Raw genomic sequence first — 15,835 nt, 5'->3', positions numbered from 1 at the left:
TCGGATTGTACACGATAGTCCGAACGGTGCGCGGATCCTAACGTTGTTGGCATTCGCAATGAGGAAGGTAGAACCATGACGATCTCCGCCCCGCAGAACTTCTTGATCACCGGTGCCAGTTCAGGTCTCGGGCTGGCCTTGGGTAGAGCCGCGCTCGCACGCGGGCATCGCGTTTTCGGAACCGTACGAGACAGGGCCGCTCGAGCCACGTTCGAGGCGCTCGCCCCCGAGCGAGCCATCGCCCCGATACTCGACATCACGGACGCCAAAGGCGTTCAGCGCGTCGTGACCGAGCTCGAGAACGAGTTCGGCTCGATCGACGTGCTCGTGAACAACGCGGGCTACGGCCACGAGGGCATCATCGAAGAGTCGGACCTCGACGAACTGCAACGCCAATTCGAGGTGAACGTCTTCGGCACCATTTCCGTCATCAAGAGCGTCCTTCCCTACATGCGGCGGCGCCGGAAGGGACGCATCATCACCATCACCTCGATGGGCGGCCTCGTTGCCTTTCCTGGCGTTGGCTACTACTGCGCGAGCAAATTCGCGCTCGAAGGCTTCTCGGAGACACTGCGACAAGAGGTCGCCGCGTTCGGCATCGCCGTCACCGCGGTCGAACCGGGCTCGTTCCGCACGAACTGGGCGGGTGGCTCGATGCGCCGGTCGGCGCGCAGCATTACGGACTACGATGCACTCTTCGAACCATTGCGAAAGCGCAGGCAGGAGTACAGCGGTCGACAGCTGGGCGATCCCGCGAAAGCTGCCGCCGCGATCCTAAAACTCGTCGAGAGTTCGGCGCCACCGGCGCATCTGATCTTGGGCCCGGACGCGCTCTCGTTCGTACAGAAGAAGCTGGACGAACTGCGCCGGGAAATGGCGGATTGGGAGTCGACGACGACATCGACCAACGTCGACACCCCATGAAAAACGCCGTGGGCTCCCAAGCTTGCTACAAGCGCACACCGACCATGGACGCAAAAACTCCGAGTATCGAGAACGTCCACGTCGCGCACCTCGATGGCAACGAGCTCGAAGAACGTATATCCCGAGGGCTCGCGTTCCCCCGACTGGGCGCGACGTTTGAGCACGTGAAGCCGTAGCCCGGGCCGCGCTACTTCCGATATCTCCGCAATTCGGCTTCAACTGCCGCTCGACTCTCTCCCTCTCGACCCTCGCACAATAAACCCTGGCGCCTTGACGGCTTTTCTTCTCTCATGGAAAGGGCCCATGACCTTACCTACCTTCGACGACGTCACTGCGGCTGCCGAGCGCATCAAAGACCATGCCCACCGGACGCCTGTACTGACCTCCCGCACCATCGACGAGGCCGTGGGGGCGAAGATTTTCTTCAAATGCGAAAATTTTCAGCGAACGGGTGCTTTCAAATTTCGCGGCGCTTTTAATTCATTATCGAAATTCGACGAGAGGCAACGGCGAGCGGGAGCAATAGCATTTTCGGGCGGCAATCATGCTCAGGGTATTGCGCTGGCGGCACGCATACTCGGCATGCCTGCCACCATCTTGATGCCCAACGATGCTCCCCCCTCAAAAATAGCAGCGACGCGAGACTACGGAGGCAAAGTCGTCTCTTACGATCGCTACAAGGACGATCGCGAGGCGATCGGTCGCCAATTGGCCGAACAACAAGGCATGACCTTGATTCCGTCGTATGACCACCCGCACGTTATTGCTGGGCAGGGCACCGTGGCCAAGGAGTTGTTCGAAGAAGTCGGCGAGCTTGATGCATTGTTCGTGTGCCTCGGGGGCGGCGGCTTGCTTGCTGGGTCGGCGCTCTCCTTGCGGGCACTTTCGCCTCGGGCCAAGCTGTATGGTGTCGAACCGGAAGCTGGCAACGACGGCCAACAATCCCTTCGCTCGGGCTCACTCATGCATATCGAAATACCCGATACCATTGCAGACGGGGCACAGTCGCAGCACTTGGGCAATCTCACGTTCGAGATCATCAAACGTGATGTCGATGATATCCTGACGGCCAGCGACGACGACCTGATCGAGTGCATGCGGCTGTTTGCCTCACGGATGAAGATCATCGTCGAGCCGACGGGATGCCTCGCCCTTGCCGGAGCAAGACGGATCCCGGAAAAGCTCGAGGGTCAACGCGTGGGCGTCATCGTGACGGGAGGCAATGTCGACCTACAGCGCTTCAACGCCCTGCTCGCGTCGTGATGCCGCAGAGTACGCCGCAACCAGTCCGTTCCATGTCCAGTCGAGCAGACGCGTAGGAATACCATGATGCTGTGCAAATGCGAGTATCGATACCTGCGAAGGCAAAGGCCACTTTGATGGAACTCTCAATGTGCTCGGCATACTTGCTAATCACTACGTGTGCTAGCAGGCCGGGCCCGGCAAGACCTTTGTCGACGGGCAGCGTCGCCGGAGGCGACCTATCACGATTCCGCCCTCTTGGCACTTGCATGCAGATGCGCATTTGATTCGCGCCGTCTGCACGCGCACCAAGGACGCTGGCCGGTAGTCGAGCCGATCGCTCGTCTCCTCGCCGATCCTAACCTTTGCCTTCCCATACGCCACGGTTGCAATGTTGCTCAGGCGAGCTCATGAGCTTGCCAAGATGTAAATCGCTCGAGTGCGGGCCGGCGCGGATTTCCTAGCCCGATGATGGCTGCCATTCGTCTTCGTGGTCTTCGACGTGGGGCCAGGGTGATGGGAGAATGCCAAATATGGACACGACGCAAGCGGGATCGCCGTCTTCATCGAGTCCGAAGAACGTCGGGTAACATCCGTCACCGGCACCGGTCACGAACACGGTGAGCAATCCGCCCGCGAAATCGATCGTGGCTCGTCCCACGGATGGCGAAGCTTGCAGCATGGCTTCGGTAATTTTTTCGTCCTTTGATTCCAAGAGCGACACGTGCGCAGCATCGACGTAGCAGCCGATCCCCGCATCGACGGGAAAGCCATATATTTCGCCGCGGCGAAGCTCGTCGAGCTTCTGATCGTCGCACAACGCGAGTTCCCAACTTCGTGGATCGCGGCCCGAGAGACGAATGACGGAGAGTGCATTCCTCACCTTCAACGAGTGCTCGAAATGACAGACGACGAGGGAAAGCGGATATGTCCCTGGCTTCACGGCCCGAACGAAGTGCTTCCCCCGGATATGCGCCCAACACGGATCGCACGCGACCAGCCTGCCCGTCGGCAACGAGACCTCACCTGCTTCAAGAACCTCCACCGCGCCTTGCCAATCGGGTGGCGCTCCGGCGAGGGCCGTGGCGAGCCATTGTGTCCATTCGGGGGCATGCCAGGGATGGCCTCGAAACTCCGGCGCAGCCGGCGTTTCTCTTAGGATGGACTCGAGATCGTCGTCTTCGGCAAACAATTCATCGACCTGCTCGTGCACCGTAAGGAACTCGGCGAGCTGACGCCCCGATACCTCCCCGGGGGTGGGTTGATAGTACACCAATGTTGGCGGCTCTCCATCTACCAGCTGGGACGTCGAGATGTACTCCGCGAGCTGACGGCCCATCACCTCTTCAGGCTCAGGCTCTTCGTTGAACCATACCAATGGCGGCGCTTCGAGCAAGCGCGCCAAGTCGCGCATGAGACGACTGGAATCTCGTCCCTTCTTCATGAGGAGAAGCTCCTTGGAAAGAAGCTTCTCGATGATGGCGCTGGCTTGCACCTCAAAGCGTTTTTTCGTCTTCATGTGGACGCATTCGATGGCCGCACATCCACGATGGCCGGTAGCCGTGTGTTTCTTTGCACCGCCCGCGACATTGTAGCCTACTGCCGGCGATTCGCTGTCACCGATGGTAACGGTGTGTATCGATTTGTATCGCCCCGTGGGAACTCGAGCTCGTGATGTTCGGGCGCGCGATGATGTGTCTGCGCGAGCGGCCGGAGTACATGCTTGGCCTCATCCAATCGGTCTCGCAAGATGCATCATCGTGCCGAGGAGCAGGATGCAGAGCCGGACAAGCTTCGCCGTCATACATGCAAGTGGCCGCTCGACCGTCTAACGAGATATGAGGGCACTCGGTTGGGTCATCGCCTTTGGCGTGTTCGGGTGCGGCCACCGCCCGCCGGCTCCCGTCCCGGTCGATCCTACGGCAACGCCGTCAGTGCCCGCTGGCGCGTGCACGGTGCGTCAGAGCGCGCCGGAAAACGCGGGGTCGCCGGTCGTGCCCGTACGCGCGGTCACGCCCGAGTACCGCTACGATTCGCGCGGTCGCCTGATCTACGCCGTGGACCAGGTCCAAATCTTGCCCATTCGAAGGAGCTGGTTCTCCTATGACGCTCGTGACCGGCTCGTCCATATCCATCGCAGAATCGATCGCCTTCCGGTTCAGAGTGCCATCGACCCACGATGCGACGACGAGCCCTGTCCGAGGATGAGAAACGACCGAGACGGTATCGACAGGGACTACCGCTACGACGAACAAAATCGGCCTGTCAAATTGGTGGAGCGTTACACGGCATACGACCACAGGGGCGATAGTCCACTTGTGACATGTGACAAGAGCGATGATGGCTGTTTCCGTCCTCACCCTGTTTTCGTCGGTGGAAGCTTCCGCCCGTACTTTGTCCGAACGTTCATTGGCACGTTCCATTATGGCCAACCGACGCTCGCACTCCCGACGAGCGTACACTCCTCTTGGGTTGACAGGTGGAACACCGTAGCGGACCAACCGTGGCAATACCGGATGGATGACGAACATGTGATCGAGTACGTCTATGACATCGAGCCGCGCGTCGTCACACGATATTGGGTGCAAGATGGAGTGCGAGCGCCCGAGCGGCGCGTCGAGCGTGACGAAAGCGGACGCGCGTTGCACGAGGCGCGGTTCTCTTCCCGTGGAGTCCTCTGGTTCGAGCTTTGGCATAGGTACGACGACACCGGCCGACGCGTCGAAACGACTCGAACCGATCACACGCGTGATTCGCCGAAGCCGATCGTGCGGACTGTGACGACGTATGTTTACGACCAGCTCGGAAGGTTGACCGAGGTGCGGTCCAAATCCGACGCGAACGGTTCAACGGACGCAATTCGATATCAATACGATGCGGGGTGCAGCAACGTGCATCGTGCGTTCGAGGTCCCCCCCGGAGTGTCGGACTCGATCGACCTGGCCGAGCAGCAACTCGAGCGCTTCCTGGGTCGTCCCTAACTTTCACTTGGCCAGCAGCCATCGAGCGAGGAAGACGAAGTCTCCCATCATCACAGCGTATTCGCCACGACGTAGCCGCGTTGCCATGGCGCCGGCCATGTACAGCGTCAGGTCCGAAGCCGCTATCGGCACGAGGATCGGCGCGATGCCGAGAACGGCGGGCAGGATCAGCCCCAGCGCCTCGAACACGCCGAGGGCCTTGAAATCGCCGGGCGTGAATTCCTCGGCCCATTCGCTATTGCGAGTCATGCTGGCGAATTTGTCCTTCGACATGAACAACTTCACTGCTCCGCCTGCTCGGTCGCACTGACGCGTAGGTAACTGATCCACTTGTCCCGCACCACGCTACGGCGTCGCATCGTCGTCCTCACGAGGCGTGGTGCCCGCACCCATGGCCGTTGATCGTTCGATGTAAACGACGGTGATGCGTGCGTGGTAGTCCGCCAAGAGCGATAAGCGTGGCGCCCCCTTGCCATCCCTGTGACTGGCGGGAAGCACACATAGGCGTGTTCCGTCAGAGAAATGTACGCGATGGGGTGGACAACGCGGTACCCGCCGCCCGGTACGGGTGACGGCGTTCGTTCGGCATTTTGTGCAGCTCGGCTACGATGTTGATCGGAAAATCGCCTCGAACGAGCACGCCTTCGCCGCGGAAGCCCTCGACCAGAATGGAGGCCCAGGGCTGAGGTCGCGCGGAGAGGGGCGCAAACATCATGGGACGGCTCCCGCCGAACGACACATCGTAGACACCGAACTTGCTCCAATTCGTGAACGTGACGATTCGGCGCGTCGGATCGATGGGAACGTAACGCCATCGAGCCCGCCTCGGTATTGCGCCGAGCTCGCGCTCAGTGGCCGAATAATCGAAATGGTCGGTCAAATAATGATCGACGCCCGCGCGGATCCTTCCGGACATCTCCCCCACCGAGTCGCCGGGCTTCCACGGGAGCATCATTGGCGTGAGGAGGTTGCCGAGCACGTCGGGACCCAGACCGACACGCTTTCGAAAGTTGACCACGATCATGAGCTCGCGCGGACTCTCCGCGCCCTCGCACCGGCGTACGAGATCGTGAATATGTGCGGAGACCACGTCGTTGGCCGAGAGCCTGGGGCCGAGCGCGCGCTTCATTTCGATGATTTCGTCGGATGTAAAATACATGGCGACGCTGCGAAAGTTTCGCTTTCGCAGTGCCAGGAGAATCTTCGCCACCTCGAGCAGCCGGAGTCGCTGAAAGCGCAATGCACTGGCTTTGCCATTCGCGAGATTGCACGCGGTGAAGTGTCGCAATAGGTACGCGGAACGGTTGGTTATTCGCTCCTCGGAAGCAATGTCGCGTCCGTCGACGGCTGCCGACCACGCGTTCATGAACCGCATGAAGGATTGCGTGTCCCCGATCGAATGATGCCACGAGGCTCCGACGAGCATCCCGCCGCCGGCGAGGTACGTGATGCGAAGGCTGAGCAAAGGCTCCTTTCCTGCACGTGCACGTAGCGCGTTCACCGGGGTAACGATACGGTCGATTGCATTCGCGGTCAGCCATTCGGTCGCATCGTCGACGGTCGCGTCGACAACCCGCACTGAAAGCGATATTCCCTGATTGTCACAGACCAGCTCGGCGCTGCCCTGCCGGCGGCGCATACGAGCTCCGAATACGGGGTAGTGCGCGAGCGCCACCTCGAGACCTCGAACAAGATCCGCTTCCGAAACGGATGTCTCGTAAACGAATCCAACGGACACGGCAGCGTACGACAACGTTTCGTCGAACGCCGTCAGACGAATGACCGTCGATGCATGGTCGAGTGCGCGCACAATCTGGTGTGAAGCTGCCATGGAGTAGTCCTCTCGGAGGCAGAATTTGTCGAACATTTCGCCGGATGTCCACCTGCGCGATTTTCCATGCAAAATTTCACAATCGACGTTCCGATTAGAACTTAGGATCGATATGTCGGGCTCGAGTTCCATCGACGAAATCGAATGCTTCGTCCATGTGACCATCCTCTGTTCGAGCCGGAGCGAGCAGCGTTGGATCAATGCATCCGTCGATGCCGTGCTCGCCCGACTTCCGAGAGCGCCACGTTTCGCACCGCGAGAGCCTTCTCGATCGCCATCCGTAAGGTCTCGACGCGCGCTTCGATGTGCCCCTTCTCCGTTAGTTGTTCTGCAGCGGTCGCAATGTCCTCTCGTCCTTCCTGTCCTGCAATTTCAAAAAATTTACCGTACACTTGTCACCGTCCACATGGGAGGGCGAGCAGTGTGAACGAATGCCTCGCGCGGCTGGACGAGTCGTAGAGCGAAGCGCTCGTTGGACGCCACGTTCTCGAGCCGCCTGAGAACAGCGCAAGCCCCCCGGCGGCGCCACGCACTCGATCCTCGCTGGACCAGGCCCCTGCGGGTCTCGCCGAGGGTAGAGGCGGGCGACGGAACCGCTCGGAACGGAGACGCGCATTCCGCGAATGCCGGCGTCCGTGTACTGGACGGGGCCGCTCGCGACGAGCTTCGTGCGGCGACGCTTTGCCGGATCATCGTGGGGTGCTGGACGAGATCGTCCCGGATCCCCCGTTCGTACTTTTCATTGTCCTCGCATCAACCGGCAAATCGCATGAATCCTGGTTTCCGTCACCGCATCTGCAGGTCGGCATACGTCATGCTGAAGGTCCTTTCAAGAAAGGGAGTTACATGAATAGGACAGCCACAAAGACGCCCGGGCTCTTGATCGTTGCGCTCTTCGGAGTGCCAATCATCGGGTGTGCGGCAGACAATCTGGATGGCCAGACAGAGGATCCGGCTACGCAGCAGATGAACGAGATCGTTCAGGCGGAGGGGCCGGACGAGGCTCCCCGAGAAGACGATTCGGCCGTGTCGAGCGACCCGAGCAGACTGAGTACACGGTATACCCTTCCACCGTCTTGCGTGGATCGGGACGTGTTCCCCGAATTGCGTTTCGTCCAAGTGTACAACAGATGCACTTCGCCTCAATGGGTCAAAGTGATTATACGGAATGGCCCGGATTCGGATTGTTTCAAGATGGGCGTGGAAACCAGTGCCAGGTATCGTTGGAAAGCCGGTTTTATGAGCTTTGACAGGCTCGAATCGTGCTAAGCACTACTTCGCCACGCTAATCTATGAGCACTGAGGCTTCAGGGGCAGATGGACACCGTCCGTAGTGGTGACGCCATCACCGACACGGATACGAACAGCGGTGAATTCGCCGCCATGACGCAATTCGATTGGCGGCGATCCCACGGACCCGATCGTGCTCGGGTCGAAGATCAGTACTCCGATCCGCTCGTTGCCGGTGCCGTGCAGGCCCTCCGGGACGGGGAGACGCTCACATTTGGAAAGGTGATGCTCGACGAAGTGGGACTATGCGCACGGAAAACGAAAGTCTACGATCCGGCGCATTCCAACTCGGAATAGAAGGGTGACTCCCCTCATCCCTCCTCGGAGCTAAAAATGGTGTCCGCCCAGCATTCATCCGGCTTCGGAAATCCAGTGTGGTTCTGCATGGCCCGTTGCCCCATCCGCTGGGCCATCAGCGTTGTCACCGAGATGCACTGACCTTGTCGCGCGCGTTGGGAGGCCTCTTCGGCGCTGGTGCAGAAATAGACGGAGTGGCCGCACTCCTGGCAGTGACGCTCCTTGGGCATGGCCGTCGGCTCCAGGGTGTCCCACGTTTTCGAGCATGGATAGGCAAATCGCAATTTACGATATTCGGGTGTAAACGGGGAAGCGCCGCAATTGCGCACTCCATAAAAGGTTCGTACCAGGCGCCACCACCGGGGTGCGACCTGACCTAGAAGCGATTCGAATTGTTCCCGGAGCGCGGCGTGATGGGCGGGTGGAGGCTCGGCACACAAGGCCTCATGCAGGCGCAGCACCTCGGCACGCACATCGCCGCGGGCGCGCAACCAAGCCTGGTACTCGGCGCGCATCTGCTCGTTCATGGGCTCCCCGCCGATGAGGCGCGCAAACCACGGATCGTTCGCGATTTCCTCTGTAAGTTCCGCGAGGGTCCACTCCATGCTCGCAAGTTTGACACATTGGGCCATTCGCGGCGAGAGGGCGACCGAGCGGGCTGCGTTCGGCACTCGAGCGTTGGCTTGGAGCTTAAGCTCGTGCCCGATACTGCCGAGGTGTATCCCCCGTCCAGCGTCGGAATGCGCGCACGAATGGCCCCACCTCCGCGTAACCGAGGCGCGTCGCCACGTCACGGACGCGCAAGCGTGTATCCTGCAAATAGATGAACGACAGCTCGCGCCGGACATCATCGACCAATTTGGCGAAGATGCATCCCATTTCGTCGAGCCGTCGCTGGAGCGTGCGCACGCTCATATGGTGAGCATCCGCTGCATCCTCGATCGACGGTGTCTCGCCTCGTTTCAACGTCTCGACGATATGATTGCGCACCGAGATGACCCAATCGCGTTCTCCGTCATCGCCCCAGAACGGCGCCGCCTGCAGATCGCGCTCCGCCACCCCGTCCAACAGCGCCAATAGCTCGGCGTCTGCCGTGACGAGCGGCAGATCGACCAACTCGATGGGGAATGTGAGCGTGTTGATCCCTTGATCGAACTCGACGCGTTCGGTGCCGAAGAACTCTTGCAACGGGAGGGTGCCCGATGAGCGTGCATGCGCAAACCGGACGGCCTTGGGGACGATGGGCGTCTGGGTGACGTCGCGGATCATGTTCAACATCACGGACATCGTGTACTCGTGACCGTGTCGACCCGTGCCAAATGGATCGCCCGGAATGCTGTGGGAGATCACGAATTCGTCCTTTCGCACGTCGCTCTCGAACGATACGAAGTTGTTGAGCAGTCGCTGGTACTTCGACAGCCGCTCGATGCCCGCACCGAACGTGGGAGCACTCCGAGCAGCAAATTCCATAATCCCAAAATCCCCCCGCTTGTGACTGGTTCCCAAGCGAAGTCCGATATGCGGGTCTGCAATCAGGTGCTCGGCGGACTCCGTCAGGTCACGGATCACGCCGAGCGGGACCGTCAATCGCTGGTCCTCGCGCCAGTCGAGCGGAAGACCGAACGCTCGTTCCAGCGCCGCCGACTTTTCCCCTGCAGCCGCGCGCACGTGCGCGAGCACCTTCGGGACGAAGAATGACGCGATCCGTATGCCACGAGAGCGGGTTCTCAATGCAACGGCAACATGGCGCGTTTGAGGCAGGTCGCAATCGGAAAATGCCGCCAGCTCACCGAACTGCGCAGCGAGCTCGATGCCCTTCGATGAATCACATCACGTCAGGGCGAGGAACGCTTGGCATCAAGTGTACGCGGAGTTGGCATCCCCTATTCCTTGCTCGAGGATCGAAGCACAACTAATGTGAGTGCCATCCTTCGCGATGACGATGTGCGTCGCACCATTCGCTCTCGCAGTACGGATTTAGGGCCGTTCTTTCCTCGGTGGGCATGGGCGTGCCCTGGTGAAGAGAGAATCTTCCTTTCTTAACTTCGTCGTACCCGCCAAATGAATCAGTAAACCATGAAGTACATTCTCCTGCTCATATTGCTTTTTCTTGCCGCATGCGCCAATTCGGATGTGTCTGCTTATCATCCGACGACATTATCGAGCGATGCGCGGGCACGAACAGATGCCTGCGGCAAACCGCTATATTTTCCGTGGGATTTTTCCTTACCGCCGTTCCGAGCCCTTTGGGGCATACGCACCAAATCGGCAATAGGCGCGGCGAGTTTACCGCGTGATCCGATGTTTGGTTCATCGGATTACCCCTGCCTAGGTTGAGTTCAATGAAATCTCTTCTCGTTTCCGCGCTCATCTTGGGACTCGCATCCACGACATGCAGCGGCGGGGAAAGTTCGGCACGCTGGCCGGCAAAGGGCGGCTGGGCACTCACGAACGTGACGGTGCTCGACGCCACCGGCGCGACGTGGAACCCGGGAATGGCCATCATCGTCTCCGACGATCGCATCGTCGAAGTGATTCGAAAAGATGCCCTTCCGCCCGCCCCGGCAGGTGCGACCATCGTGGATGGGGGTGGGCGGTACGTCGTTCCTGGGCTTTGGGATTCGCACGTTCATACCGTCTACGAGGACATCGAACTCTCCCTCGATGTGGCCATGGGCGTCACGAGTGTTCGCGATATGTGGGGTACTCCCAAACAGCACGCCTTGCGAGCGGAGATCGATGCGGGCAAGCGCCTTGGGCCGCGCTATGTCATCGGCAGCGCCATCATCGACGGGAAGCCCGTGATCCACCCCGGCTCGGTGGCCGTTTCCGACGAAGCTGAGGGGCGAGCCGCGGTACGCCGGGCCAAAGAAGAAGGGGCTGACTTCATCAAAGTTTACTCCGCCCTCACGAAGGCCAACTATTTGGCCATTGCCGACGAAGCCTCCAAATTGCACATTCCCATTGCCGGACATATCCCCGTGGTCATGCCAGCGGCTCGGGCGTCCGACGCGGGCTTGCTGACGGCCGAGCATCTGTACGGCATCCCCGAAGCGACCTCGAATCGCGAGGCGGAGTTGCTCGAGAAAATGGGCACAGCCCTGTCCGACTGGACGAAACTCGAGACCCCGACGCCGCGGGACGTTGCCACCTTCGCTAGCCGTCAAAGCCAGGCGGCGTTGCTGGGTGCACGGTCATACGACGAAGCCAAAGCCACGGCGCTATTCCGTCGACTGAAGGACAACGGCACGTGGCAAACGCCGACGTTGACCGTGGCGCGGGCGATCGGGCTTCTGGACGGTACCGTCGGCGACCCCGACGGGCTGCGGTACATTCCGGTGAATCTACGGATATCGTGGGAGAACTTCATTGCGACCCGCGCATCCCTGGACGAACGGCAGCTCGCCGACGGGAGAGAGTTGTACGAGCGCCGACTCCAGCTCACGGGCGCATTGCATCGAGCCGGGGTCGGTCTCCTGGCGGGGACCGACGCGGGCAATCCTTACTGCATTGCCGGTTATGGCCTCCACGATGAATTGGAGTTGATGGTAAAATCCGGATTGACACCGATGGCGGCGCTGCAGGCAGCCACGATCCATCCTGCGAAAGCCTTCGGTTTGTCGGATTCGCTCGGCACGATTGCAAAGGGAAAGATCGCCGACTTGGTCGTCCTCGACGAGGATCCGCTCGAAAATATTCGGAACACACGAACCATCGAAGCGGTTGTCGTCCGCGGCAGGCTCGTGTCCCACGGAGAGCGTCAGAAGATCCTGGCGGACGCCGAAGCCGCCGCCAACCGTACGCCGGTCCATAACCAAACAATGCCAATTCATGAAGATGAGCAGCTGGGTACCGACGCGACCCGGTAGCTGCAAGGAGTCCTGAAATACATGCCTAGAAAGAAGCAAGTCGAAATCGTGCAGGTCGGGTGGTCTCTCGTTCGATTGTCGGCCGTGGCATGGGCGATGACCCTTGGTCACTGTTCGTCCTCCAGCGACGCTGCCGCGGAGCCACTCGAATGGCACGATTGCAGCGGTGGGATGCAATGCGCTTCACTCGTAGTTCCCGTGGACTGGGCGTACCCGGGCGGGCCGAAACTCCAATTGCACCTTGCGCGCCGGCCAAGTGCCGATCCCGCGAAGCGCCTCGGATCGGTCTTGTTCAACCCCGGTGGCCCGGGCGGCAATGGGATCCCGGATCTGGAGCGCAAGGCGGCTACATTCGAAAATTTGCGGCAACGCTTCGACGTGGTGACCTGGGAACCGCGTGGTTCGGAGTCCACCTTCGAGAAGGGGGAGGAGCATGACGGCTGTTTTGCGACCGTGGAACCCGGTCGCCCTACCGACGACGTCGAGTGGGAGCGCCTTTCTCAGAAGAACCTCGCCGTGGCCGAGCGATGCCGCCGGCACCATCCGGTGCGGTTCGACCACGTGGACTCGCTCAGCCAGGCCCGAGACATGGAGGCCATTCGCCGAGCGCTGGGCGACGAAAAACTGAACTACCTGGGCGTTTCGTACGGAGGGGTGTTCGGTGTGGCCTACGCGCGATTGTTTCCGCAGCAACTAAGGGCCATGGTGTTGGACTCCGTCGTCGATCATCTCGCCGATGCGTCGGCCTATGATGAAATGCGCGATCGCACCGCGGAGACCCCCTTCGCGCGTTTCGTCACGTGGTGTAGTGCAAGCACCGACTGCGTGCTTCAAAAGGAAGATGTGTCCGCGGTATGGACGGAGCTCCTAAATCGTGCTGACGAGACACCCATTCCGGCGCGCAATGGCCAGGACGATGTTCACTACGCCGGGGTCGATCTCGAAGCCTTTGCCGGAGCGTATCTCGCTACCGAACGATGGAATGAGCTGGCCCAGGGCATCGACCAAGCGCGCCGCGGCGACGCAACGCTCTTGTCCGCGCCAGGCCGGGGCGGCAAGCTCGCATGGCCCAACTTTCTGACCGCGACGCAGTGCGGAGATGGTTGGGGCTATCGGCAGATTGCCGATTATCGCGCTGCCCAGGAGCGAAATCGTCGGCTCGCGCCGCACCTGCCCCGCTGGCAAACGGCACTGGGGACGATGTGCATCGGTTCGCCGGTGCCCGTCAGCAATCCGCATGCTGCCCTCGACGCAACCGGGCTTCCGCCGGCATTGGTGCTCACGTCGTTGGCCGAGGAAGAAGAAGCGAAAGACCTCAAGGAACGGCTGGTCGGCTCCGCTCTGGTACGCGTCGACCATGCCGCGCATAGCCTCTACCTGGGTTATGCAAACCCTTGCGCCATCGAGCACGCTAATCATTATTTCGTCGACTTGACGCTTCCGGTTTCCACGGTCACCTGCCCGATGGAATCGGCAATAAACCGGGGATTCAAAAAGCGCTGAGGACAATGGCTTCACGCCCAAGCAAGCGTTGCGCCAGCATCGAGGCGCTCCGCCCGTATGTATGCCGCGCGTGGATGGCCGATCTCGACGAGCTTGTGGCCAATTCTGCTTCGACTGCGGCCCGGTTGATTCCTACCTTGGCGACGGCGGCCCTCACTTCATCAGCGGTGACACCGAGCTTCTTTACCAAATAGCCGCCTCCCATTCTTCGCCAGCGGCGACCCGGGAACGATCGGGCTCTCCCACTTTTGATTTGTCGTCGGACATGACCAGACCCTCCTTGCTTCTTGAGCGGGGGGCGAAATAGAAAAAGGCACCATGCAGAGGGGCCCGGGGGGGAGAGCCACCTTGCCTGGTGCCGTCCCGCACTAGAGCGAGCGCCGTGCCAGAACACGTTTCGCGTGCAGCAAGCCCGAAGACCGATGACATCGCGATCCAACATCAAACCGGCCGCCCGAAGATTCAAACCCGAGGTGTGGCGTTAACGCTCCTTGGGGCGCCATTGTCTCGAAGACGGGTGCTTTCTGGGCAACTGCGCTCGGATAGAGCGACGGTAGAAGTTTATTCGCCCGGAATAGCGTGCCCCGCAGGGATCTGGCGCACCACTCACCAAAAATCTGGATCGCTCGCGAATCGCAACCCGAGCGAACCCCACACCGGGAGAATGGTTTCGCCAAAGATGCCTCGCCCTACGGTTGCATCCACCTGCACGTGCGACGAAACGAATTGGCGCCCGCCGACCTGGAAAGCGCCGCCGGGTGAATCCGAATACGGATCTCCCGAAAAGATCTCTCCGACGAAATGGAACCCCGCTGCTATGCGGACCTGAGTGCCGACGCCCCAGGTGACGATGTCGTGCTTGCCTCCTAGGGTGGAATCGTGGGTCGTCACCACTCCGACGTTCTGGTGAACGAGAACGCGATCTCCTCTATCGAGAGATTCCGTCAAAGCAATGTAGCCAAAAGAGTCCCATCCCCGAACGCGAAGGGGACCTGTCCCGACGGGCCCAAATATGCCAGCGACGACGGCGACGCCGGGCAGAATCGCGCCCGCTTTGGGTTCAAGGGCCAGTGCCTTGAGTTGAATGGTGGGGGCCGCCGCGGTGAAGTGCCGGTCATCGCTCCCATAGAAACCTCCCGCCGACAGCTCGAGCGGCTTCAACGGTCCGACAGCAAACACGGTCCAATGCTGGGGCCCTCCTTCGTCCACGCGGATCCAGGTTTCGATCTGCGCGGCACGCTCGCCGACGACACGGGCATCATCCGTGATGAGCGGCCGGATCGCCCATGCTTGGCTTTCAATGCCCATAGTCAGCATCAAGATGATGTACGAGGCACACCGTCTTATTTGTCGCGCGGGCAAGGCGGATGCTCTCAAATCGTCACAAGCTCCTGGGTTCTGGTCATCCTGCGCCTGCGGCAAATGCCAATCGGCGCAGGAGGGAAAGCAGCTCTTCGTAATTGGCTGGTTTCCCCAAGTGGGCGTTGAAGCCGGCTTCCAATGCCTCGAGTTGAGCTTCGGGATCGGCGAAGGCGGTCAGCGCAATGGCCGGTGTGCTGCCTCCGTGCTCGACAGACATGGCTCGAATGCCTCGAACGAATTGGTGCCCGTCCTCACCGGGCATGGCAATGTCGCTCACGATCACGTGCGGCTTGAACTTCTCGAGCTCGCGGCGTCCTTCGCCAGCGGATGCCGCCGTGCGGACATGCGCACCGCGAAGCCGCAAGCACGTCTCCAGAACGAGCCGGCTATCGCGCTCGTCATCTACTACCAATATGCGGATCCCCTCGAGCCGCTTGCCGGCGCGTCTTCGATAGGCCGTGTCCTTTCGATGCTGCGCCGTGCCACTCCCACTGCTGCTCGAAACCACCTCGTGTGCTTTTTGCATCTCGGATCCT

General features: G+C 60.6%; 14 protein-coding genes. 7 read left to right on the top strand and 7 right to left on the bottom strand.

Going from position 1 to position 15,835, the window contains the following annotated elements; translation table 11 throughout:
• Window positions 1-75 precede the first annotated feature (75 nt).
• A complete protein-coding gene (locus LZC95_48805) occupies window positions 76-924 on the top strand; it encodes an oxidoreductase (protein WXA94335.1) in 849 nt (282 codons plus the stop codon).
• 303 nt (window positions 925-1,227) lie between these two features.
• The gene (locus LZC95_48800) at window positions 1,228-2,187 is read left to right on the top strand and encodes a threo-3-hydroxy-L-aspartate ammonia-lyase (protein WXA94334.1); all 960 of its coding nucleotides are present in this window, start codon (window positions 1,228-1,230) and stop codon (window positions 2,185-2,187) included.
• 439 nt (window positions 2,188-2,626) lie between these two features.
• Here the strand turns inward: LZC95_48800 and LZC95_48795 are convergent, their stop codons facing one another.
• A complete protein-coding gene (locus LZC95_48795) occupies window positions 2,627-3,685 on the bottom strand; it encodes a DUF4241 domain-containing protein (protein ID WXA94333.1) in 1,059 nt (352 codons plus the stop codon).
• 997 nt (window positions 3,686-4,682) lie between these two features.
• Here LZC95_48795 and LZC95_48790 point away from each other — a divergent pair.
• Entirely contained in the window at window positions 4,683-5,147 is a 465-nt protein-coding gene (locus LZC95_48790) for a hypothetical protein (GenBank protein ID WXA94332.1), read from the top strand.
• Between the two features lie 3 nt (window positions 5,148-5,150).
• Here the strand turns inward: LZC95_48790 and LZC95_48785 are convergent, their stop codons facing one another.
• Together LZC95_48785 and LZC95_48780 are read right to left on the bottom strand one after the other, a co-directional pair.
• Entirely contained in the window at window positions 5,151-5,420 is a 270-nt protein-coding gene (locus LZC95_48785; GenBank protein WXA94331.1) for a DoxX family protein, read from the bottom strand.
• Window positions 5,421-5,661: 241 nt separating this feature from the next.
• Window positions 5,662-6,978, bottom strand: coding sequence for a hypothetical protein (locus tag LZC95_48780; GenBank protein WXA94330.1), 1,317 nt, complete (start codon window positions 6,976-6,978; stop codon window positions 5,662-5,664).
• A gap of 1,317 nt (window positions 6,979-8,295) precedes the next feature.
• Here LZC95_48780 and LZC95_48775 point away from each other — a divergent pair.
• The gene (locus LZC95_48775; protein WXA94329.1) at window positions 8,296-8,565 is read left to right on the top strand and encodes a hypothetical protein; all 270 of its coding nucleotides are present in this window, start codon (window positions 8,296-8,298) and stop codon (window positions 8,563-8,565) included.
• Between the two features lie 14 nt (window positions 8,566-8,579).
• Here LZC95_48775 and LZC95_48770 read toward each other — a convergent pair whose 3' ends face one another.
• Together LZC95_48770 and LZC95_48765 are read right to left on the bottom strand one after the other, a co-directional pair.
• A complete protein-coding gene (locus tag LZC95_48770) occupies window positions 8,580-9,170 on the bottom strand; it encodes a hypothetical protein (GenBank protein WXA94328.1) in 591 nt (196 codons plus the stop codon).
• Window positions 9,171-9,255: 85 nt separating this feature from the next.
• Window positions 9,256-10,233 (bottom strand): AraC family transcriptional regulator, encoded by a 978-nt coding sequence (locus tag LZC95_48765; protein WXA94327.1) that lies wholly within the window; start codon window positions 10,231-10,233, stop codon window positions 9,256-9,258.
• Between the two features lie 408 nt (window positions 10,234-10,641).
• Between LZC95_48765 and LZC95_48760 the strand changes: the two genes are divergently transcribed.
• From LZC95_48760 to LZC95_48750, 3 genes are read left to right on the top strand one after another with little or no spacing between them, the layout of a single operon-like run.
• Entirely contained in the window at window positions 10,642-10,902 is a 261-nt protein-coding gene (locus tag LZC95_48760; GenBank protein ID WXA94326.1) for a hypothetical protein, read from the top strand.
• Between the two features lie 5 nt (window positions 10,903-10,907).
• Window positions 10,908-12,434: an amidohydrolase family protein gene (locus LZC95_48755; protein WXA94325.1), complete on the top strand. Its 1,527-nt coding sequence runs from the start codon at window positions 10,908-10,910 to the stop codon at window positions 12,432-12,434.
• A gap of 21 nt (window positions 12,435-12,455) precedes the next feature.
• Window positions 12,456-13,937, top strand: coding sequence for an alpha/beta hydrolase (locus LZC95_48750; protein ID WXA94324.1), 1,482 nt, complete (start codon window positions 12,456-12,458; stop codon window positions 13,935-13,937).
• 606 nt (window positions 13,938-14,543) lie between these two features.
• On the opposite strand, the gene LZC95_48745 is transcribed toward LZC95_48750, so the two are convergent.
• Window positions 14,544-15,245: a hypothetical protein gene (locus LZC95_48745; protein WXA94323.1), complete on the bottom strand. Its 702-nt coding sequence runs from the start codon at window positions 15,243-15,245 to the stop codon at window positions 14,544-14,546.
• A gap of 94 nt (window positions 15,246-15,339) precedes the next feature.
• Window positions 15,340-15,825 carry a response regulator gene (locus tag LZC95_48740; GenBank protein WXA94322.1) on the bottom strand — a complete coding sequence of 162 codons (486 nt, stop codon included), beginning with the start codon at window positions 15,823-15,825 and terminating at the stop codon, window positions 15,340-15,342.
• Between the last annotated feature and the right edge of the window lie 10 nt (window positions 15,826-15,835).

The organism is Sorangiineae bacterium MSr12523, from assembly GCA_037157775.1.
GTDB lineage: Bacteria > Myxococcota_A > Polyangia > Polyangiales > Polyangiaceae > Pendulispora > Pendulispora brunnea.
This window is presented reverse-complemented; position numbering and strand designations above follow the sequence as displayed.